The 20,417-nt window shown below is 71.9% G+C and carries 18 protein-coding genes; 11 read left to right on the top strand and 7 right to left on the bottom strand.

Annotated features, from left to right (window positions below):
• Positions 1-2 precede the first annotated feature (2 nt).
• On the bottom strand, positions 3-1,400 hold the full coding sequence (locus tag OG948_RS27620) for an acyl-CoA synthetase (protein ID WP_406299028.1): 1,398 nt from the start codon (positions 1,398-1,400) through the stop codon (positions 3-5).
• A 280-nt stretch (positions 1,401-1,680) separates the two neighbouring features.
• Here OG948_RS27620 and OG948_RS27625 point away from each other — a divergent pair, with 280 nt between their 5' ends.
• Together OG948_RS27625 and OG948_RS27630 are read left to right on the top strand one after the other, a co-directional pair.
• Complete coding sequence (locus tag OG948_RS27625; protein WP_406299029.1) at positions 1,681-2,523, top strand: hypothetical protein; 843 nt, start codon at positions 1,681-1,683, stop codon at positions 2,521-2,523.
• A 165-nt stretch (positions 2,524-2,688) separates the two neighbouring features.
• Positions 2,689-3,273 carry a TerD family protein gene (locus OG948_RS27630; RefSeq protein ID WP_406299030.1) on the top strand — a complete coding sequence of 195 codons (585 nt, stop codon included), beginning with the start codon at positions 2,689-2,691 and terminating at the stop codon, positions 3,271-3,273.
• A 41-nt stretch (positions 3,274-3,314) separates the two neighbouring features.
• Here the strand turns inward: OG948_RS27630 and OG948_RS27635 are convergent, their stop codons facing one another.
• Positions 3,315-3,899 carry a sigma-70 family RNA polymerase sigma factor gene (locus OG948_RS27635; protein WP_406299031.1) on the bottom strand — a complete coding sequence of 195 codons (585 nt, stop codon included), beginning with the start codon at positions 3,897-3,899 and terminating at the stop codon, positions 3,315-3,317.
• 294 nt (positions 3,900-4,193) lie between these two features.
• Positions 4,194-4,742, bottom strand: coding sequence for a DUF3558 family protein (locus OG948_RS27640; protein ID WP_395859660.1), 549 nt, complete (start codon positions 4,740-4,742; stop codon positions 4,194-4,196).
• A gap of 389 nt (positions 4,743-5,131) precedes the next feature.
• On the opposite strand from OG948_RS27640, the gene OG948_RS27645 reads away from it, so the two are divergent.
• From OG948_RS27645 to OG948_RS27655, 3 genes are all read left to right on the top strand, one after another.
• Complete coding sequence (locus OG948_RS27645; protein WP_406299032.1) at positions 5,132-8,506, top strand: pyruvate carboxylase; 3,375 nt, start codon at positions 5,132-5,134, stop codon at positions 8,504-8,506.
• A gap of 374 nt (positions 8,507-8,880) precedes the next feature.
• Positions 8,881-9,768: an RNA polymerase sigma factor SigF gene (locus OG948_RS27650; protein WP_395859658.1), complete on the top strand. Its 888-nt coding sequence runs from the start codon at positions 8,881-8,883 to the stop codon at positions 9,766-9,768.
• 121 nt (positions 9,769-9,889) lie between these two features.
• Positions 9,890-10,777: a SigB/SigF/SigG family RNA polymerase sigma factor gene (locus tag OG948_RS27655; RefSeq protein ID WP_406299033.1), complete on the top strand. Its 888-nt coding sequence runs from the start codon at positions 9,890-9,892 to the stop codon at positions 10,775-10,777.
• Positions 10,778-10,840: 63 nt separating this feature from the next.
• On the opposite strand, the gene OG948_RS27660 is transcribed toward OG948_RS27655, so the two are convergent.
• On the bottom strand, positions 10,841-11,632 hold the full coding sequence (locus OG948_RS27660; RefSeq protein ID WP_406299034.1) for a PIG-L deacetylase family protein: 792 nt from the start codon (positions 11,630-11,632) through the stop codon (positions 10,841-10,843).
• Between the two features lie 132 nt (positions 11,633-11,764).
• The gene (locus OG948_RS27665; RefSeq protein ID WP_406300357.1) at positions 11,765-13,144 is read right to left on the bottom strand and encodes an MFS transporter; all 1,380 of its coding nucleotides are present in this window, start codon (positions 13,142-13,144) and stop codon (positions 11,765-11,767) included.
• Positions 13,145-13,477: 333 nt separating this feature from the next.
• On the opposite strand from OG948_RS27665, the gene OG948_RS27670 reads away from it, so the two are divergent.
• Positions 13,478-13,942 carry a MarR family winged helix-turn-helix transcriptional regulator gene (locus tag OG948_RS27670; RefSeq protein WP_395859909.1) on the top strand — a complete coding sequence of 155 codons (465 nt, stop codon included), beginning with the start codon at positions 13,478-13,480 and terminating at the stop codon, positions 13,940-13,942.
• A 124-nt stretch (positions 13,943-14,066) separates the two neighbouring features.
• Here OG948_RS27670 and OG948_RS27675 read toward each other — a convergent pair whose 3' ends face one another.
• Complete coding sequence (locus OG948_RS27675) at positions 14,067-14,933, bottom strand: hypothetical protein (protein ID WP_406299035.1); 867 nt, start codon at positions 14,931-14,933, stop codon at positions 14,067-14,069.
• 134 nt (positions 14,934-15,067) lie between these two features.
• Between OG948_RS27675 and OG948_RS27680 the strand changes: the two genes are divergently transcribed.
• From OG948_RS27680 to OG948_RS27700, 5 genes are all read left to right on the top strand, one after another.
• Positions 15,068-16,090: a WD40 repeat domain-containing protein gene (locus tag OG948_RS27680; protein ID WP_406299036.1), complete on the top strand. Its 1,023-nt coding sequence runs from the start codon at positions 15,068-15,070 to the stop codon at positions 16,088-16,090.
• An 81-nt stretch (positions 16,091-16,171) separates the two neighbouring features.
• The gene (locus OG948_RS27685) at positions 16,172-17,041 is read left to right on the top strand and encodes an ABC transporter ATP-binding protein (RefSeq protein ID WP_406299037.1); all 870 of its coding nucleotides are present in this window, start codon (positions 16,172-16,174) and stop codon (positions 17,039-17,041) included.
• Positions 17,042-17,138: 97 nt separating this feature from the next.
• Positions 17,139-17,687, top strand: a complete 549-nt coding sequence (locus OG948_RS27690; protein ID WP_395859652.1) for a DoxX family protein — start codon at positions 17,139-17,141, stop codon at positions 17,685-17,687.
• A gap of 197 nt (positions 17,688-17,884) precedes the next feature.
• Positions 17,885-18,562: a uracil-DNA glycosylase gene (locus OG948_RS27695; RefSeq protein WP_406299038.1), complete on the top strand. Its 678-nt coding sequence runs from the start codon at positions 17,885-17,887 to the stop codon at positions 18,560-18,562.
• 185 nt (positions 18,563-18,747) lie between these two features.
• Positions 18,748-19,413 (top strand): hemerythrin domain-containing protein, encoded by a 666-nt coding sequence (locus OG948_RS27700; RefSeq protein ID WP_406299039.1) that lies wholly within the window; start codon positions 18,748-18,750, stop codon positions 19,411-19,413.
• Positions 19,414-19,464: 51 nt separating this feature from the next.
• Here OG948_RS27700 and OG948_RS27705 read toward each other — a convergent pair whose 3' ends face one another.
• Positions 19,465-20,349 (bottom strand): TIR domain-containing protein, encoded by an 885-nt coding sequence (locus OG948_RS27705; protein WP_406299040.1) that lies wholly within the window; start codon positions 20,347-20,349, stop codon positions 19,465-19,467.
• Positions 20,350-20,417: the final 68 nt, after the last annotated feature.

Below are 20,417 nucleotides of genomic sequence, written 5' to 3' on the forward strand. Positions count from 1 at the left end.
CGTCAGCCCGTCAGCAGCTTCTTCTGGACCTTGCCCATTGCGTTGCGGGGCAGTTCGGTGACGAAGACCACGCGCCTGGGGCGCTTGTGCACGGACAGTCCCGACGCGACGTGGTCGATGAGCTGACGCTCCGTCACCTCGGCACCGGAGACCACGAAGGCGACGATCTCCTGGCCCAGATCGGGGTGCGCGACGCCGATCACCGCCGCCTCGTGGACGGCCGGGTGGGCCAGTAGGGAAGCCTCCACCTCGCCCGCGCCGACCCGGTAGCCGCCGGTCTTGATCAGGTCGGTGCTCGCCCGGCCGACGATGCGATGCCGGCCCTCGGCGTCGATCACCGCGACGTCGCCGGTGCGGAACCAGCCGTCCGGGGTCAGCGTCTCGGCGGTCGCGTCGGGGCGGTTCAGGTAGCCCTGGAACAGGGTCGGCGAATCGATCTGCAACTCGCCGACCGTTTCGCCGTCGTACGGACACGCGGACCCGTCCTCGCCGACCAGTCGGGTGCGCACGCCCGCGATCGGCAACCCGACGAAGCCGGGCCGGCGCTCGCCGTCCGCCCGAGTGCTGACCGTGATCAGCGTCTCGGTCATGCCGTACCGCTCGATCGGCCGGTGCCCGGTGAGTTCGGTCAGCCGCTCGAACACCGGGACGGGCAGCGGCGCGCTCCCGGACACCAGCAACCGCGCGCTCGTGAGCGCGCGTGCCGAGTCCTCGTCCCGGGTGACCCGCGACCACACCGTGGGCACGCCGAAGTACATGCTCCCGCCGGCCTGTGCGTACGCCGCCGGCGTGGGCCGGCCGGTGTGCACCACCCGCGAGCCGACGCGCAGCGCGCCGAGTACGCCCAGCACGAGACCGTGCACGTGGAACAGCGGCAGGCCGTGGACCAGGACGTCGTCCGGTGTCCACGCCCACGCTTCGGTGAGGCCGTCGAGGCCGGCCGCGATCGCCACGTGCGGGATCAGCACGCCCTTCGGCGGACCCGTGGTGCCGCTCGTGTACAGGATCAGCGCCGTCGTGTCCGGGGCCGGCTCCCGGTGCGTGCTCGCCGAGCGCGCGGTGAGGTCGACCGGCATGGTCGGCAACCCGGTGTCGGTCCACGGGCCCGGCGCGAGCAGCAGTACCGCGCCCGAGTCGGACAGGATGTGCGCGCGCTCCAGCGGACCCGAGTCCGGCGGAACCGGGACCACCGGGACGCCCGCGATCAGGCCGGCCAGCGTGGCCACCACCGTGGCCGAACTCGCGTCCGCCCGCAGCGCGACGGCCCGCGCGCCCGCGATGCGATCCGCCAACGCCGTCGCGGCCCCGAACAACGCCTCGCGTGACATCGCCTCCCCGGCCACCGTGACCGCGTCGAACCGATCCGGCACGGGTGAGTCAAGCGAGACGAGAGCAGACACGAACCGACCTCCAGCCACGACAACCGACCCGCCGATGCTAGTGCGCGCGGCGCCGCGTCAGGCGCCGTCGCCCGAACCCGCGACCTGCCCCGGCACCCCCGCCCCGGCACCCCCGCGCCGCGCGGCACGGACGACGGCGGGCATCCCGCGTCGCGAGCCTGGGGATTCCCCCGGGACAACGGGTGGGGCGGCGCATAGCGTGGGGGTGAGTGGGGCGGGGAACCGGCTGGGGGGTCGGGCCGTCCCAGGGGCAGGACGATCGGTGGAGCAAGGAGTGGTTGTGCGTCGAAATCGCGCGAGGACACTGAGGATCTCGGCCGTTGCGGCGGTGTGCATATCGCTCGGCGCGCTGACCGCGTGCGGAACCGCCGAGAGTCCGCTGTCGACCATCGAGAAGACGTCGCCGACCGAACCGGTGACCGAGCCCGCGGGTTCCGGCCTGGACGAGAACGTCCGCAACGAGGACCTCGACGTCGGCGAACTGGCGCGCCGGGCAAAGCAGTCCGCGTCCGGTCTCAAGACCGTGCACGTGGTGGCGGACATCGTCTCCGACGGCAAGGCGATGCGGCTCGACCTACGCGTGGACCGCGGTAGCGAGGACTTCCAGGGCACCATCCAGCAGAACGACGTCCGGCTGGACGTGCGCCGGGTCGGCTCCGACATGTACGTCAAGGGCGACGAGCGGGCGTACCGCTCGCTGGTCGGCACCGTGGACGGCGAACTCGCCGCCAAGCTGCTCGCCGGCAAATGGCTCAAGGGCGACGTCAACAGCGAGAAACTGCGCGGCGTCCGCAGCATCACCACCGTCGCCGATCCCGGCGCGGCCTTGAAGAACTTCCCCGAGGACGGCGTCAAGCTGCCCATCGAGACGATCGACGACCGCAGGATGATCCCGCTCACCGGTCCGCCCGGGAGCAACAACGGCAAGGTCTACATCGAGGCCCAGGGCGGCAAGCCCTACCCGGTGCTGATCGTGTCCAAGGGTGCGAGCAACAGCGGGTCGATCAGCTACGGCGACTTCGACGTACCGGTCAAGGTGACCGTGCCGCCGGCCGCCGACGTGATCGAGATCCCCGACCGCACGAGCTCGTCGAGCACCCCCCGCCCGGGCAGCACGGCCTGACACCGTCCGCCCGACGCCGAAAGGCCATCACCCCCGTTGACCGGCCCCGCCCGCCTCGGAGTCCGCGACGGGAGGCCGAAGGCACACCCTAGGATGCTCTGCGTCAACGCGCCGCGTCCGTCGACGAGGCGCGGCATCGGGGAACCACCGCGGAGGGGAGTTGCGATGACGGTCGTTCTCGCACAGGGGGAGCGCGTCACCATCGGCAAGGGCGAGGCCGGTTCGGTCGCCCGGGTCCGGATGGGACTGGGCTGGGACCCGATCAAGCACGAGGGGCTGCGCCCGGGGCTGCAGGCGCTCACCGGCGTCGACCTGGACGCGTCGTGTCTGCTGTTCGACGCCGATCACCATCTCGTGGACACCGTGTGGCCCAGGCAGTTGGTCTCCAAGGACGGCGCGGTCACGCACACCGGGGACAACACCACCGGGGCCGGCGAGGGTGACGACGAGTCGATCATCGTGGACCTCGCCGCGCTGCCGCTGCGGGTGACGGCGCTGGTCTTCACGGTCAGTGCGTTCTCCAGCGACGACTTCTCCCGGGTCGCCAACGCGTTCTGCCGGCTGGTGGACGAGCGCGACGAGAGCGAACTCGTGCGCTACGAACTCTCCACCACCGACTCGCACGACAACGCGCAGATCATGGTCAAGCTCGCGCGCGGCGGCGACGGCTGGGTGCTGACCGCGATCGGCCGCTCGGCCAAGGGAAACACGTTCAGCGACCTGCTGCCCGAGGTCCAGAAGTACCTGTAGGCGTCACCTCGGCGGGACACCCCGCCACAGGCGACCGCGGACTACGCCGCGACGACGAGCCCGCGCTCGCGCGCGTAGTCCGCCAACGCCTCGCGCAGCCGGCGCCGACCCCGGTGCAGGCGCGACATCACCGTGCCGAGCGGGACGCCCATGAACGCGGCTATGTCCTTGTACGGATAGCCCTCCACATCGGCCAGGTACACCGCGATCCGGAACTCCTCGGGCAGTTCCCGCAGTGCGGCCACCACCTGCGAGTCCGGCAGGTGGTCCAACGCCTCGGTCTCCGCCGACCGCAGCCCGGTCGACTCGTGTGTTCCGGCCCGGTAGAGCTGCCAGTCCTCGATCTCCTGCACGCCCGACGCCACCGGCTGCCGCTGCTTCCGGCGGTAGGAGGTGATGAAGGTGTTGGTGAGGATCCGGTACAGCCAGGCCTTCAGGTTCGTTCCGTCGCGGAACTGATGGAAGGACGCGTACGCCTTCGTGAACGTCTCCTGGACCAGGTCCTCGGCGTCCGAGGCGTTGCGGGTCATCCGCAGCGCGGCCGGGTAGAGCGGGTCCAGGAACGGCACGGCGTCACGCTCGAAGCGTTCGCGCCGCGGTCCGGGGGTGGTCAGGAGATCAGTCAAGTCGTCGCTCCCGCTACACGATGCACGGACCCGTCGGCGCCTGTCGGTCCCCACCGCGCCCGGGTATGTAAATCTCCCCTGCCCATCATGTTCCCGCCGATGCGGGAAACAGCCGGGCCATTGGTCCCTCATCGGTGCGAAATCGGTGTGCGGACCGAACCGCGTGCGAGATCGGCGCGATCGAGCACGATCGGGGCACACCGCGGTCACGGAACGTCGGGATCGGTTCACGCTGTGTCGACCGTGGTGTTCCCCGGTCCGGCCGGGAGCCCTATGCTCACCGTGATGGGCACGTCACAGCTTGGCCACCGCGAGCTTCGCCAGCGTGACCAACTGGTCCTTGGTCGGCGGCGGGTCGCCGCCGCCCGCGTTGAGCGAGAACACCGCCGTCTCGTCGCCGCGACGGGCCGCGATCACCAGCACGCCACCGATGGTGTCGGGCTGTACGTACACCGCCGCGTCGCCCAGCCCCGGCACCTTCTCGGTCCGGGTGTCGCCCAGCGTGCCCAGGTAGGCGTCCAGCGCCTTGTCCACGCCGCCCGAGGTCTTCGAGCGGGTCGCGATCGTGCTGATCACCGGAGCCCCGTCGGCCGCCGCGTAGTCGCAGCCCAGCGGATTCTGCGCGGCCCGCAGCCCCGGCATCGCCAGCGCCTGCGAGACCTGCTCGGCGGTGAGCACCCCACACGCGTCCACCGCCCGCAGATCGCCGCCCGCGCCGGCGCCGCCCGCGGTCGGGCTCGGGCTCTTCGCGCCGTCCGCCTTCGTGCCGCCGTCGTCGTTGCACGCGGCCACCGGCAGCACGACGGCCGCGACCGCGACCACCACGCCCATCCGAACCCTCACGGCGCTCCCCATTCCCGGCTCGTCCCCCCGGGACGTCCCCCGGCTCCCGGCATGATCCGACATTTCCCGGTCCGCGGTGCGGTCCCGCACAAATCGTCGCGGCTTCCGAGCGGCGCGACAATGCCGCCGCGTCTCGCGATGCGGGCTGCGATCAAGCTCACACCACCCCCGACGAACCCGGAATCCGCAGGTGGGGCCGGGAATTCGGTCGGGTCCGATGTGCCCGGCATGTGGACCGGGCCTGCGGGGCACCTGCACACGTGTCCTAAAGTCACGCAGGTTCGACCCCGATGCCGCCGCTCCACCAAGGGCACGGCACTCTGTCGTCCCGAGGCACCCGTCCGATTTCCCCCGCACCCGGACACCCCGGGCAAGGAGGTACGTAGCTCGTGATCCGTAAGCTGTTGGTGGCCAACCGAGGCGAAATCGCCGTGCGCGCCCTGCGCGCCGCCACCGAGCTCGACATCACCACGGTCGCCGTCTACGCGTACGAGGACCGGCACTCGCTGCATCGCCAGAAGGCGGACGAGAGTTACGAGATCGGCGAGCGGGGTCATCCGCTGCGCGCCTACCTCGACGTCGACACGATCGTCGGCGCGGCGATCGCGTGCGGTGCCGACGCGATCTACCCCGGCTACGGCTTCCTGTCCGAGAACCCGCTGCTCGCCGAGGCGTGCGAGGCCAACGGGATCACCTTCGTCGGCCCCTCGGCCGAGGTGCTCTCGCTCGCGGGCAACAAGGTGCGCGCGCTCGAGGCCGCGAAGGGCGCCGGGCTGCCCACGCTGCAGACCGCGCCGCCGCAGGACGACGTGGACGCGCTGGTGGCCGCCGCGGACACGATCGGCTTCCCGATCTTCGTCAAGGCCGCCGCCGGCGGTGGTGGCCGAGGGCTGCGCAAGGTGGACCGCCGCGAGGACCTGCGCTCCTCGATCGAGACCGCGATGCGCGAGGCGCAGACCGCCTTCGGCGACCCCACCGTCTTCCTGGAAGAGGCGGTGATCCGCCCGCGCCACATCGAGGTCCAGATCCTGGCCGGTGCCGACGGCGGCGTCGTGCACCTGTACGAGCGGGACTGCTCGATGCAGCGGCGGCACCAGAAGGTCGTCGAGATCGCGCCCGCGCCCAACCTGGACCCCGAACTGCGGGACCGGATCTGCGCCGACGCGGTGCGCTTCGCGGAGGCCGTGGGCTACCGCAACGCGGGCACCGTGGAGTTCCTGCTCGACGAGCGCGGCCGGTACGTGTTCATCGAGATGAACCCGCGCATCCAGGTCGAGCACACGGTCACCGAGGAGATCACCGGAGTCGACCTGGTGCAGGCCCAGTTGCGGGTCGCCTCCGGCGCGAGCCTGAGCGATCTCGGGCTGGTGCAGAGCGAGATCCGGATCCAGGGCGCGGCCCTGCAGTGCCGGATCACCACCGAGGACCCCGCGGCCGACTTCCGCCCGGACACCGGCACCGTGTCCGCCTACCGCTCGCCCGGCGGCGCGGGCGTGCGCCTGGACGGCGGTACCTACACCGGCGCCGAGGTGCTGCCCTACTTCGACTCGATGCTGGTCAAGCTGACCTGCCGGGGCCGGACCTTCGGCGACGCGGTCAACCGGGCCCGGCGCGCGGTGGCCGAGTTCCGCATCCGCGGTGTCGCGACCAACATTCCGTTCCTGCAGGCCGTGCTCGAGGACCCGGCCTTCCGCCAGGGCCGGATCACCACGTCGTTCATCGACGAGCACCCCGAGCTGGTCCGCTCCCGCCCGGGTGCCGACCGCGGCACCCGGCTGCTGGCCTACCTGGCCGACGTCACGGTCAACCGCCCGTACGGCCCGACCCCGAGCATCGCCGTCCCGCGCACCAAGCTGCCCGAGCTGCCCACCGGCGACCTGCCCACGGGCAGCCGGGACCGGCTCCTGGAGCTGGGCGCGGCCGGGTTCGCCCGGGCGCTGCGCGAGCAGAGCGCGCTGGCGATCACCGACACCACCTTCCGCGACGCGCACCAGTCGCTGCTGGCGACCCGGGTGCGCACCTACGACCTGGCCGCCGCGGCGCCCTACGTCGCGCGGCTGACGCCGGAGCTGCTCAGCGTCGAGGCGTGGGGCGGCGCGACCTACGACGTCGCGCTGCGCTTCCTCAAGGAGGACCCGTGGCACCGCCTGGCGGCGCTGCGCGAGGGCATGCCCAACCTCAACATCCAGATGTTGCTGCGCGGTCGCAACACCGTCGGGTACACGCCGTACCCCGACAAGGTGTGCGTGCGGTTCGTCGAGGAGGCCGCCCGCACCGGCATCGACGTGTTCCGCATCTTCGACGCGCTCAACGACATCGAGGCGATGCGTCCGGCGATCGAGGCCACGCTCGGCACGCACGCGATCGCCGAGGGCACTCTGTGCTACACTGGCGACCTGTCCAACCCGGCCGAGAAGTTGTACACGCTGGACTACTACCTGCGGCTCGCCGAGCAACTGGTCGAGGCCGGCGTGCACGTGTTGTGCGTCAAGGACATGGCCGGCCTGCTCCGGGCACCCGCCGCGCGCACCCTGATCGGGGCGCTGCGCGAGCGCTTCGACCTCCCGGTGCACCTGCACACCCACGACACCGCCGGCGGCCAGTTGGCCACCTACCTCGCCGCCGTCGAGGCGGGGGTCGACGCGATCGACGGCGCCTCGGCCGCGCTGGCCGGGACCACCAGCCAGCCGCCGCTGTCCGCGATCGTGGCCGCGACCGACTACACCGAGCGCGCCACCGGCCTGTCCCTGGACGCGCTGTGCGCGCTGGAGCCCTACTGGGCGGCGGTGCGCGAGGCGTACGCGCCGTTCGAGTCCGGCCTGCCCGCGCCCACCGGCCGGGTCTACCGGCACGAGATCCCCGGCGGCCAGCTCTCCAACCTGCGCCAGCAGGCCATCGCACTGGGCCTGGGCCACAAGTTCGAGGACATCGAGGACGCCTACGCGGCGTCGAACCGGATCCTGGGCAACATCGTCAAGGTCACCCCGTCCAGCAAGGTGGTCGGCGACCTCGCGCTGCACCTGAGCGCGGTGGGCGCCGATCCGGCCAAGTTCGAGGCCGACCCCGGCGCGTTCGACGTGCCGGACTCGGTGATCGGCTTCCTCCAGGGCGAGCTGGGCACCCCGCCCGGCGGCTGGCCCGAGCCGTTCCGCACCCGCGCCCTCGCGGGCCGCACCGCGAGCGCGGCGCGCACGGTGGAGCTGACCCCGGAGCAGGACGCCGCGCTGGACGGCGACGAACTGCGCGACACGCTCAACCGACTGCTGTTCCCCGGCCCGGCCAAGGACTACGACGAGGCCGAGCGGCTGTACGGCGACGTCTCCGCGGTGCCGACCGTGCCGTTCCTGTACGGCCTGGTCCAGGGCGAGGAACTGGCCATCAAGTTGTCCACGGGGGTCTCGCTCTACCTCGCGGTCGAGGCGGTCGGCGACGCCGACGAGCGCGGCTTCCGCACCGTGTACTGCCGGATGAACGGTCAGCCGCGGGTGCTCTCGGTGCGCGACCGCTCGGTCAAGCCGGCCCGTCCGGAGAGCGAGCGGGCCAACCCGGACAACCCGAAGCACGTGGCCGCGCCGTTCAGCGGTGTGGTCACCCTCCAGGTGGCCGTGGGCGACGAGGTCGAGGCCGGCGGCACGGTGGCGACCATCGAGGCGATGAAGATGGAGGCGTCGATCACCGCGCAGAGCGCGGGCACCGTGGCCCGGTTGGCGATCGGTGCGGTGTCCTCGGTCGAGGCCGGCGACCTGCTGCTCGAACTGGGCTGACCCGGCCCGATCCGCGGCGGAGCGATCCGAGCGGGTCGAAGCCGATCGAATCCGGACCAACTCGATCGTTTTCTCGACCGGCCCGAACCACACGAACCACCACCCGAGCATTCGGGTGGTGGTTCGTGGCGCTTTTCGGACACGTTTGGCAGACGTTTGATTGCCTCATGTCCGATTTCACTGCGCCGTATGGGCTGCTTTCGCTCGTTTTTTCCGTTTCGTCGGTCCGTCGTTTCCCGAGGTGGGGCCGCATGTCGCGATCCTGACGTCAGGACGTACCCCCGGAGGGCTCTTGATCTTCCTGTGCTTCAGGTCACAGACTCGATGTCGCTCGGGGTTATCGGTGTCCATCCATCCGGATTGGGAGACCCTGCATGGCCGTGCGCCTGAGCACCCTCGACACGACCGCGGAACCCCGCGCCGCCGCACCCCCGCCACCACCGACCGTCGATCTGGACGACCTGCTGGCCCACCCGCACCTGGTCACCCGGCTGCCCACGCCGATGGCCCGGGCGGCGGGCGATCTGATGCTCGCCCGGCTCGCCACGCTGGAACCGGGCACCGTGGACCACTCGTACCTGCGCGGACTGCTCGTCGAGCTGAACCTGCCGATGGTCCGGCACGCCGCCGGGCGCTACCGGCGCCGCGGTGAGCCGGTCGAGGACATCGTCCAGGTCGGCACGATCGGCCTGATCAAGGCGATCGACCGCTACGAGGCGGATCGCGGCAGCAGCTTCATGGCCTACGCGATGCCGACCATCATCGGCGAGATCAAGCGCTTCTTCCGGGACACCTCGTGGTCCGTGCGGGTGCCGCGCCGGCTGCGCGAACTGCGCACCGAACTGCTGCGCGCCACCGACGAACTGACCGCGCTGCACGGCCGCACGCCCACGCCGCGCGAACTCTCCGAGCGGTTGTGCATCACCGAGGAGGAGGTGCTCGAAGGACTGGACGCCTGCACGGTGTACACCGCGACCTCACTCGACGAGACCGCCTACGGCGACGCGGACGGTCAGGAGACGGTCGGCGACCGGCTCGGCTCCGAGGACCACGCGCTCGATCTGGTCGAGTACCGCGAGGCACTGCGCCCGCTGCTGGCCGAACTGCCGCAGCGCGAGCGCGCCATCCTGGTCATGCGGTTCTACGGCAACCTGACCCAGGCGCAGATCGGTGAGCGGATCGGCATCTCGCAGATGCACGTGTCCCGCCTTCTCGCCCGGACCCTGGCGTCGCTGCGCGAACGACTGATGATCCCGGGCTGACCACCCGCGCGCCCGGTTCGCCGACCGGGCGCGTTCCCCTTCCCGGTGGCAGCCAGAGGTTTGTTCGCCGGCGGGCCGAGAAGCCGCCAGGCGTAGGCTCGACTCGGGAAGGGGAACGCGCATGAGCGTTCGGCTCGACCGCAGGATCGCGCACGACGGCGTCGCCGAGGAGGCGCGGGAAGGTGTCCCGAGCGTCGACGAGGTGCTCGCCGAGCCGATCCTGATCGAGGGCTTGGCCCCGATGGCGGCGCGCGACCTCGGGGAGCGCATGTTGTGCCTGCTGGCCCGTACCGAACCCGGCACCCGTACACACAGCGAACTGCGCGGATGCCTGGTCGCGCTGAACATGCCGCTCGTGCGCCATGCCGCCGGACGCTACCGGCGCCGGGCCGAGCCGATGGAGGACATCCTCCAGGTCGGCACGATCGGCCTGATCAAGGCGATCGACGGCTACGACGGCGGCCGGGAGACCGGCTTCCTGGCGTACGCGATGCCCACCATCGCGGGCGAGATCAAGCGCTTCTTCCGGGACACGTCCTGGGCCGTGCGGGTACCGCGCCGGCTGCGTGAACTGCGGGGGGAACTGATGCGGGCCAACGACGCGTTGACCGCCGACCTCGGCCGCGAGCCGTGCGCCGCCGAGTTGGCGCGGCGGCTCGACCTGAGCGAGGCACAGGTGGCGGAGGGACTCGCGGCGTGTTCGGCGTACAGCGCCTCCTCGCTCGACGAGTCCGCCTACGGCGACGCCGTCACGGTCGGCGAACGGATGGGGCGCGACGACCACGCGCTCGACCTGGTCGAGTACCGCGAGTCGCTCAAGCCGCTGATCGCAGGCCTCCCGCAGCGCGAGCGGACCATCCTCGCGCTGCGGTTCACCGGCGACCTGACCCAGGCCCAGATCGGCGAACGCCTGGGCATCTCCCAGATGCACGTCTCGCGCCTGCTCACGCACACCCTGAAGGTGCTCCGGGAGGGCCTGACGACCGGACGCGAGAGCTTCGCGGTGTGAGGCGGGGCGGCGGGCCCGCCGGCCCGCCTGCTCGCCGGCCGTTCGGCCTCGGCGTCCGGCGGGTCAGCGGAAGACCACCTCGAAGGGGCGGCGGAAGTAGGCGAGTTTCTCCGGGGGCAGCGGCACCCGGTCGTCGCGGCCCGGGACCAGCGGCGCTATCTGCGAGGCCAGGCAGGACAACGCCCGTTCCTTGCGCGCCTGTTGCACCTCGGTCAGGTCGACGCGCAGGGCCCGGCTCCAGGGCACCCGGCTGTCCTGCGGTCGCGCCCACTGCCACATCCGCAGCGGGAACTCCAGCAGTGCGACGCCGGTCTCGCGGGCCGCGACGTCGGCCGCGCGCCCGGTGCTCTCGTGATCGGCGAGGCCGTCCTCGCGCCAATTGCTCACGCACAGCGCGAAGTCGGCGACGAGTGGGATCAGCCGGTCCACCACGTCGCGTTCGTGCGTACTCACCGTACGGTCCGGGACGCGCAGCCGGATCACCTCGACCGGGGCCACCCCGCCGGGATTGCCGACGATCGTGGCGAACGCGCGGTCGGACTCGCGCACCCGGCGGGCGGCGAGTACGGAGCCCGGTAAGCGGCTGCCCGGATGGGACGCGTCGCCGTCGGTCACGCTGACCACCCGCACCCGCGAACCCTCCGCCACCGCACGGGAGATGAGCCCGCCCACACCCAGGAGCGCGTCCTCCGGGTGCGCCGCGACCACCACGAGACCGCCGGCCAGGATCGGCCAGTCCTCGGGCAGCGCGCTCGGCAACGATTGCCGCTGCCAGTCGGTCTCGGTGGTCCACCCGCTTCCGGGGGCCGGATCGGGTGCGGAGGAGCGTGATCCGCGGAAGGTGGGAAGGCTCATCGTGTCTCCCTGTCGAGAGGCGGAGTCGGGGTGGCGGTCTCCCAAGGGTGTGGTCGGCGCCGGGGTGAGACTTACGAGCATCGGCTACCCGGGCGGGTTCTGGCCATGTGTGACGGGGGAATCACCGAGCCTTCAGCCGGCTGTCGGGACCGCCTCGGCGTCGTCCGTTCGCTTCGGCGCCGGGATGTGCGCGGCTTCGACCGGTTTGCGTCCGGGGATGAACAGCGCCACGAGCAGGCCCAGGACGGCCGCTCCGCAACCCAACCACAACGCGGTCACGAACGCGTCGTGCGAGGGGAACTCGCGTCCGCCCGCGCGCATCGTCATGTTCGCCAGCACGACGCCGATCACCGCGCTGGAGGTCGAGGTGCCGATCGAGCGCATCAGCGTGTTCAGACCGGTCGCCGAACCGGTCTCGCCGATCGGTACGGCCTGCATGATCAGCGACGGCATCGCCGCGTACGCCAGCGCGACGCCGAGTGCCGAGACCACCGTCATCGCGACGATCTTCCACAGCGCGTCGAGCATGAACACCGAGAGCGCGTAGCCGATCGCGATCACCAGGGTGCCCACCAGCAGCGAGACCTTCGGCCCGTAGGCGGCGGACAGCCGCGCGGACAGCGGGGACACCAGCATCATCACGATGCCGGACGGCGCCATGCACAGACCCGCGACGACCATGCTCCTGCCCAGCCCGTAACCGGTGTTCTCCGGGTTCATCAGCACCTGCGGGAACACCAGCGACTGGGCGAACATCGCGAAGCCGACCACGACCGAGGCGAGGTTGGTGAACAACACCTGCGGCCTTGCCGATATGCGCAGGTCCACCAGCGGTTGCGCGGTCCGCAGTTCGAGCCATCCCCAGCCGAGCAGTACGACGACCGCGACCGCGAGCAGGCCCAGTGTGGTCGCGCCGCCCCAGCCCCAGTCGGCGCCCTTGGTGATCACGAGCAGGAGCGCGACCAACCCGACGGACAGGCCCGCCGCACCGGCGAAGTCGAAGCGGCCCGGCAGGCGGACCGGCGACTCGGGTACCAGGAGCAGCACCAGCACGACGTCCAACGCGCCGATCGCGCCGGCCGCCCAGAACATCATGTGCCAGTCGGCGTGCTGCGCGATCAGCGCGGCCACCGGCAGCCCGATCGCGCCGCCGATCCCCAGCGTCGCGCTCATCAGCGCGATCGAGGAGCCCAGCTTCGCGGGCGGGAGTTCGTCGCGCATGATGCTGATGCCGAGCGGAATCACGCCGAACGACGCGCCCTGGAGGAGGCGGCCGATCACCATCGGGAGCAGCGAGTCCGACAGCGCGCACAACACGGAGCCGACGACCATCAGGCCCAGGCTGACGATCAGGATCCGGCGCTTGCCGAACATGTCGCCGAGCCTGCCCATCACCGGGGTGCAGACCGCGCCGGAGAGCAGGGTCGCGGTGACCACCCAGGACGCGTTGGCGGGCGAGGTGTCGAGCAGCCTGGGCAGGTCGGGCAGCAGCGGTACGACCAGGGTCTGCATGAGCGCCACGACCACGCCGCAGAAGGCCAGCACCGCCACCACCGATCCGGCCCGGTCCACAGGTCCGGGCGGGTGGGCGGGAGCGCCCGCCGGGCTCGGCTCGGATATGCCGCTCGGACCGGTCACGGACTGCCTCCAGGGTTCGCCGGGTGAATGTTGCGGTCGACCTGCTGTGGGCGACCTGGCGCGGTCGACCTGCCGTGGTCGACGAATGTGCACGATACACATCATGTGTATCGTGCACATGACCTGGGGTGAGCGCTAGGGTCGTGGGGACGGCGCATTGGTGTGAAGGCGGGAGTGGACGTGTTGGAAGGGATCGAGCGGGAGCTGATGCTGATCGCTCGGCACCACGTCATGGGCAAGCGGCGGGGTGACGGCATGGAGCGGTCCGCCTACCTGCTGCTGACCCGCCTGGAGGTCGAGGGGCCGATGTCGATCGGGCAACTCGCAGAAGCGTTTCGGCTCGACACCTCCACGGTGAATCGCCAGGTGGCCGCGCTGCTGCGGGCCGGCGACGCGGAGCGGATCGCGGACCCGGACGGCGGGCTCGCCCGCAAGCTGCGGATCACCGAGGGCGGCGCGGAACGGCTCGCGGGGGAGCGGGCGACGCACTGCCACGGTCTGGAACGTGTCCTGGCGTCCTGGGACGAGGGCGAGCGGCGCGAACTGTTCGAGGTGCTGACCCGGTTCAACCGGTCGGTCGAGAACGTCGAGGGACGCGAGTGGCCGAGGAACGAACTCGCGCCGGAGCGTACGGGCGACGTGGCGCACACGGGCGGCGTTGCGCGCGGGTGAGCGCGGGCGGGGAGGTGCGCGGGTCGCCGAGTCCGGCGTCGGGCGCGGGGGCGGGGTCGCGGGTATGACGTGCGGCGTGTCGCCTCACCGCTCGGGGGTTGCCGGGCGGTGAGGTGACGACGAGTCAGAGGCCTTTGTCCGGGCCGGATTCGGGCGCGGACTCGGGGTCGGCCGGCGGAGTGGGGTCGGTCTGCGGATCGGCATCGGGTCCCGACGTCGCCTCGGCGGTGAGGGTGATCGCGGGCTCGGCCTCGGACGTAGTCCCGGGCTTCGGTGGGGACTTCGGGTCGGTGTCGGGCTTGGACGCCTGCGCGGGTGGGGACTTCGGGTCGATTCCGGGCTTGGACGCCTGCGTCGGTGGGGACTTCGGGTCGGTCTTGGCATCGGCCTCGCCGTCGGCCGTCGGCTGCTCCGGTATGGACTCGGTCGTCGGCTCCGGTTCCCGGCGTTGATCCGGGCGTTGATCCGGGCCCTGATCCGGGTCCGGGGCTGCCGGGGCCTGGTTCCGGTCCCGCTCCGACCCGGGCTCGCGCGCGGAATCCGGGTCCGGCTTCGAAGCAGGTGTCGGCTCGTCGGCCGCTTCACCCGGCTCGCCCTTGTCCGGCTCCGGCGCGCTCGCGTCCGACGTGTCCGGCTTCGCGGTTGCCGATCCCGCCGCGGGAGCGCCCTCCGTCCGCACCGTGGCCGGGTCCGTCGACTCCGGTTCCGTAGCCGGTCGTTCCGCCGCTCGGCCGCCCGCCACGGGCACCGGCACGGGCGCGGCGGCGGTCGCCGGGACGGGGGCGGCGGCGGGGTCGGCGAGGTCCTCGTCGTACCCGTCCTCCGCCGCGTCCGGGTCGTCCGCGAACCGGCGGCGGCCCGCGAGCGCGAGCAGGGCGCCGGCCGCGACCAGGATCAGGCCCGCGACCAGGATCGTCGGCTCGTTCCCACTGGCGCCCGCGATGTCCGCCGCGGTCGACGCCGTGCCTTCGAGGGTCCTCAACGGTGTCATCCGATCCATCGGCGAACAGGTCCGGTCGTCTTACTAGCAGACTCGCCGAACCCAGGGAAACCGGCCTCGACCTGAGAGTTTTCCTGGTCGAAACACGAAGGCGCAAGGATCGCCCCGCGAACAAGGGAGCCGCGATGACTGTCATGGCGACACGTACGGGGCTGGGCTGGGAGCACGGGATCGACGACGTACCGTCCGCCGTCGCGTTGTCGGGTGGATTGTGCGTGGTCGCGGGAGCCGCCGGCGGGGTTCGGCTGCTGGACGCGGCGACCGGGCAACTCCAGGGCCGGATCGTGTTGCCCGGTGGGGTGTACCGCGCCGGCTTCTCGCCCGACGGCACCGTGGTCGCGCTCGCCGGCCCCACCGGGTACGCGCTGTGGCGGGTCACCGACGGTGCGCTGCTGATGCGCACACCGGGCCTGCCCGCGCGCTTCGCGTGGTCCGCGGGCAATCGGTGCGCGGTGTCCTTCGGCGGCGCGGTACGCGTCTACGCGGGCGACACCGGGACCGAGTCGTGGCGCGCCGTGGACGGCCCGGTCCAGGTGGACGACGTGGTCTGGGTCGACTCGGTCGGCGGGCTGGCGGTCGCGCTCGGCGGCGAGGTGCACATGTACGGGCCGCGCGGGCGGACGAACGTGTGGACCTACCCGATTCCGGTGCGGGTGCTCGCGGGGGCGCCGGACGGGGCGTGGTTGTGCGCGGCGGGCGACGCGCCGGGTGTGCACATCCGCGGCGCGGGCGGTACGCACGAGGACCTCGGCGCGGTCGGCGGCGCGCCGGTGACCGGGCTCGCGCTCGATTGCGGCGGACACCGACTCGCCGCCGAGGATTCGGCCGGACTGACCGTGTGGGACCTCGCCGCCCGCGGTGGCCGGGTGCGCCCGCGCCCGCGCCGGTTGCCCGCTCAACCGCACGCGTGCGTGCCGAGTTGGCGGCCGGGCGGCGGTGGACTGATGGCCACCTCGGGCGGCGACGGCATGCTCGTGGTGTGGGACGTGCGTGCCGGCTCGGCCCGCAAGGCGCCGACCCCGCTGGCCCGCCGGCACGTCTCGGCGCCGGTGACCGCGCTCGCGTGGCACGGCCGGGACGCGCTGCTGTTCGCGGACCGGACCGGGCGGGTCGGCGCCCAGTGGTTCCGGGAGATCGGGAGCCGCTGACCGGGCCGGCGGTGCCGGCGGCACGATCGCTTAGGTTAGCCTCGCCTTACATTCGCTGTGTACGGTCGGGAGGGTCCGCCCATGGAACTGCTCGTGGAAGATCTGCACGCCGGTTATCCGGGGCATCGCGCCGTGTCGGGTGTGGATCTGGCGGTGGCCGCCGGCAGTGTCGTCGCGATCGTCGGGCCCAACGGTTGCGGCAAGTCCACCCTGCTGCGCTCGATCGCCCGCCTGCACAAGCCGGATTCGGGTCGGGTCACCGTCGGCGGCGACGACATCTGGCGGCTGAAGCCGCGTCAGGCCGCGCACCGGGTCGGGCTGTTGCCGCAGAACCCGACGGCACCGGAGGCGGTCACGGTGGCCGGCCTGGTGCGCTACGGCCGGCATCCGCACCAGGGACTGTTCCGCCAGTGGTCGCGCGCGGACGAGCGGGTCTGCCGGGACGCGCTGACCGCGACCGGTGTACTCGACTTGGCCGATCGGCGGGTGGACCGGCTCTCCGGCGGGCAACGGCAGCGCTGCTGGGTCGCCATGGTGATCGCGCAGGAGGCGCCGGTGATGCTCCTCGACGAACCGACCTCGGCGCTGGATCTGGGGCACGCGGTGGAGGTGCTGGGCCTGGTCCGACAGGTGGCGGCGGGTGGGCGCACGGTGGTGATGGTGCTGCACGACCTGCCGTCGGCGGCCCGATACGCGGACGTGCTGGTCGCCATGCGCGACGGTCGGGTGGTCGCCTCCGGACCGCCTCGCGAGGTCGTCGACGCGGCGCTGGTGCGGGCGTTGTACGACGTGGACGCGGACATCCTGCGCGCGCCGGGCGACGGCACACCCGTCGTGGTGCCCAGGATGGCCGGTGCCGGTGCCGGTGCCGGTGCCGGTGTCGACGCCGAGGTCGAGGTCGTTTCGGTCGCGGATGTCGAGCGGGCCGGGATCGCTCCGTCCGGCGGGTGAGGCGACCGGTTCCGGGCCGCCCGGTCCTCGCCCGGGCCGGGTGTTCGGGTAGGTTGCCCACACGAATGTGACGATGCGTCAGTTGATGAGGTGGGCAATGTTCGGCAGGAAGAATAAGGTCGCGGCGGCGGCCGAAGGCCGCGATGTGGCTGCGCTCGTGCTGCGCGCGACGCTCGGTCCGATGCTCTTCGCGCACGGCTACAACAAGGTCGCCGGCCCCGGCGGCCTCGCGGGCACCACCGGTTGGTTCGAATCGCTCGGGCTCAAGCCCGCCGAGGTGCACGCGCGCCTCGCGGCCGGCACCGAGATGGCGGCCGGCGTCGGTATAGCGCTCGGCGTGGCCAACCCGCTGCCGGCGGCGGCGACGGTGGGCCTGATGAGCGTCGCCGCGGCGACCGACCACAAGGGCAAGGGCTTCTTCGTCTTCAAGGGCGGCTGGGAGTACACCGCGGTCGTCGGCGGCGCCGCGGTCGCGCTGGCCGCGCTGGGCAACGGCAAGTACTCGGTGGACGCGCTGATCGGCCGCAAGAGGTCGGGCCTGCGCCCGGCGCTGTTCGCGGCCGGCGTCGGCGTCGCGAACGCCGCGCTGCTGATGAAGCTGTGCTACAAGCCGGACCCGAAGCCGGACGAGACCGTCGAGGCGTAAGCGCGACGAGGCCGTCCGCCCGTGCGCCGGGGGCGAGGGCGTCGAGCGCAACGCGGACGAGACGGTCGACACGTCACACTTCGGTCGGCTCGGCCCGCACCGATCCACTGGGTGCGGGCCGGGGTGTCCGGGCGAGCGGCTACGTTGGATCCCACTTGGATCCATGGGCGTTGCGCCCTCGTGTGGAGGTTCTTGCTGTGCAGACGTTGCCCGAGTCCTGGCAGCCCGTGCTCGCGGAGGAGTTGGCGAAGCCCTACTACGCCGAGCTGACCGCGTACGTGGACGCGGAACGCAAGGAACACCAGATCTTCCCGCCGGACGAAGAGGTCTTCGCGGCGCTGGAGGCGACGCCGTATGAGGACGTCCGGGTGTTCGTCGTCGGGCAGGACCCGTACCACGACGACAACCAGGCGCACGGCATGTGCTTCTCGGTGCGGCCCGAGGTGCGGATCCCGCCGTCGCTGCGCAACATCTACAAGGAGATGCACGCCGACATCGGCCTGCCCATCCCGGACAACGGCTACCTGATGCCGTGGGCGCGTCAGGGCGTGCTGCTGATGAACACGGTGCTCACCGTGCGCGCGCACGAGGCCGCGTCGCACAAGGGCCGCGGTTGGGAGAAGTTCACCGACGCGGTGATCAAGGCGGTGAACGACCGGGACGAACCGGTGGTGTTCGTGCTGTGGGGCGGGCACGCGAAGAAGAAGGCGGCGCTGATCGACACCGCCAAGCACACCATCGTGCAGGGCGCGCACCCCTCGCCGTTGTCCGCGAAGCTCTTCCACGGCAGCAAGCCGTTCTCCCAGATCGACGCCGCGCTCGAGACCATGGGGCACAAGCCGATCGACTGGACCATCCCGAACCTGAAGAAGTAGCGCGCGGACGGGGCGCAAGAAAAACGACAACCGACGTTCCGGTTCGGTATCGGCTCGGCCGGTATCGGACCGGAAACGGGCGTCGAAGGGGAATGGCCGGAAATCTCCTTGCATCGGTGCGGAACACCTATCACGTGCCCTTACGGTGTGAGGCTCCCCCTTTCCATGCCTCCGAGGCGGCCCCCGTGTCGACGACCACCGTTTCACCCGCGTCTCCCACCCGAACCCCCTCCCGCGCCCCCACGCTCGACCTCACTCCCGGCTACGTCGCGCACCGCGGTCTGCGTGAGGAATTGGCCCGACTGACCGAGGTGACCCGAAACCTCGATCCGGTCGACATCCTGCGCGTGCGGGCGGTCGAGGAGCATCTCGCCCTGGTGCTGCGCTTCCTGCGCGCGCATCACCGCGAGGAACACACCGTGCTGTACCCGTGGGTGCGCGCCGGCTCGCCGCGCGCCGCCCGCACCGTGACCGCGTTCCAGGTGGACCACTCGGCCCTGGAGGACGCGATGCGCCGCGCCGCCGATCCGAGCGTGCCGCTGCGCGACCGCTCGCCCGCGATCGGGCGGTTGTACGACCTCGTGGCCCGACACAGCCTGGCCGAGGAACACCAGTTGTTCCCGCTGATGCGCCTGCACGTGCGGGCCACGCCCGACGGACGGATGCCGACCCGCACGGTGCGGGTCTGGGGCCGCGACCTGCCCGCGCTCGTCGCCTTCCACCTGCACCACGCCACGGACGCCGAGCGGCGGCGCGTGCTGCGCTGGATCCCGCCCGGCACGGCCCTGCTGTGGCGGGCGGGCTGGCGGCGGGCCTACGAGCGGCGCCGGCGTGCCGCGTACGGAGATTGACGCCGGTTCGGCGGATTCGACTCGGCAAGTGAGCGGCCGCGCGGCCTTTGCTCAGGAGGGCTGTTCGGCCGAGTCGGCCGGGCGGGTCAGCTCGGCCAGCAACGCGCGGACGTGCTCGATCTCCGGTCCGGTCGGCTGTACGTCCTCCAGCGCCCGCACCAGAGCGTCCAGCGCGCGCGCCGGTGCCGGCTCGGCGAGCGTGGACAGGTCGTGGATCAGCCGCAGCAGCATGATCCGCGGCGCGGCGATCTGCTCGCGGGGCAAAGGGTGTTCGTAGTAGCTCTCGGCCAGATCCAGCCACAGGTTCCACAGGTCGGTGCGGGCGATCCTGGGCACCGCCAGGATCGCGTCGGTCAGCGCCCGGATCTGCCCGGCCGTGATCGTGCGCCGGAGCACGGGCGCGGCCGGCAGCCGGGGCGCGGGCGCCGCCGGGACCGTGCCGCCCATGCCGCCCGTTCCGCCGGTGCGCGGGGCCGGGAACGCCGGTGGCGCGGTCGGCCGGGACGGCCCGTGGACGGCCGTCATCAGCTCCTCGCGCGCGTCCTCCTCGGACTTGCCGTACAGCGTCTTGCGCAGCAACGGCCGCAGCACGGACGGGATCGCCTCGCGGTCCAACTCGTGCACCACGAGCGGGATCAGCCGGCGCCCGCTGCCGCGCAGCGCGTCCGACATCGCGGTCCACTCGACGGTGGTCCAGCGCTCCGCCACGAAGTACGCCGGGGAGAACAGCGCGATCATGTGTCCCGCGTTGTCCAGCGCGCGACTGACCAGGGTGGTCAGGTTCTCGCCCGTGGCCCAGTCCCACGCGTCGAGTTCGACCTCCAGGCCGTCCTGCAGGAGTTGGCCCGCGATCCACTCCGCCCAGGCGGTGTCCGAACCGGCGTGGCTGATGAAGTAGCGCACCGCGTCGCCCCCGTGCTCCCCGTCGTTCGCCATGGGCACCAGCATCGCGCACCCGCCGGCCGGATTCGGCCGCTCGGCCGGAAGGGTGGGCGGAACCACCC

The sequence above is a fragment of the Embleya sp. NBC_00888 genome (assembly GCF_045207655.1).
Taxonomy (GTDB): Bacteria; Actinomycetota; Actinomycetes; order Streptomycetales; family Streptomycetaceae; genus Embleya.

What these genes read in the sequence shown, in the direction of transcription:
- OG948_RS27630 (WP_406299030.1), top strand. Translation starts at nt 2,689, where the DNA reads ATGACGGTCGTTCTCGCACAGGGGGAGCGCGTCACCATCGGCAAGGGC.
- OG948_RS27650 (WP_395859658.1), top strand. Translation starts at nt 8,881, where the DNA reads ATGGCCGTGCGCCTGAGCACCCTCGACACGACCGCGGAACCCCGCGCC.
- OG948_RS27655 (WP_406299033.1), top strand. Translation starts at nt 9,890, where the DNA reads ATGAGCGTTCGGCTCGACCGCAGGATCGCGCACGACGGCGTCGCCGAG.
- OG948_RS27660 (WP_406299034.1), bottom strand. Translation starts at nt 11,632, where the DNA reads ATGAGCCTTCCCACCTTCCGCGGATCACGCTCCTCCGCACCCGATCCG.
- OG948_RS27665 (WP_406300357.1), bottom strand. Translation starts at nt 13,144, where the DNA reads ATGCAGACCCTGGTCGTACCGCTGCTGCCCGACCTGCCCAGGCTGCTC.
- OG948_RS27670 (WP_395859909.1), top strand. Translation starts at nt 13,478, where the DNA reads ATGCTGATCGCTCGGCACCACGTCATGGGCAAGCGGCGGGGTGACGGC.
- OG948_RS27675 (WP_406299035.1), bottom strand. Translation starts at nt 14,933, where the DNA reads ATGACACCGTTGAGGACCCTCGAAGGCACGGCGTCGACCGCGGCGGAC.
- OG948_RS27680 (WP_406299036.1), top strand. Translation starts at nt 15,068, where the DNA reads ATGACTGTCATGGCGACACGTACGGGGCTGGGCTGGGAGCACGGGATC.
- OG948_RS27685 (WP_406299037.1), top strand. Translation starts at nt 16,172, where the DNA reads ATGGAACTGCTCGTGGAAGATCTGCACGCCGGTTATCCGGGGCATCGC.
- OG948_RS27690 (WP_395859652.1), top strand. Translation starts at nt 17,139, where the DNA reads ATGTTCGGCAGGAAGAATAAGGTCGCGGCGGCGGCCGAAGGCCGCGAT.
- OG948_RS27705 (WP_406299040.1), bottom strand. Translation starts at nt 20,349, where the DNA reads ATGGCGAACGACGGGGAGCACGGGGGCGACGCGGTGCGCTACTTCATC.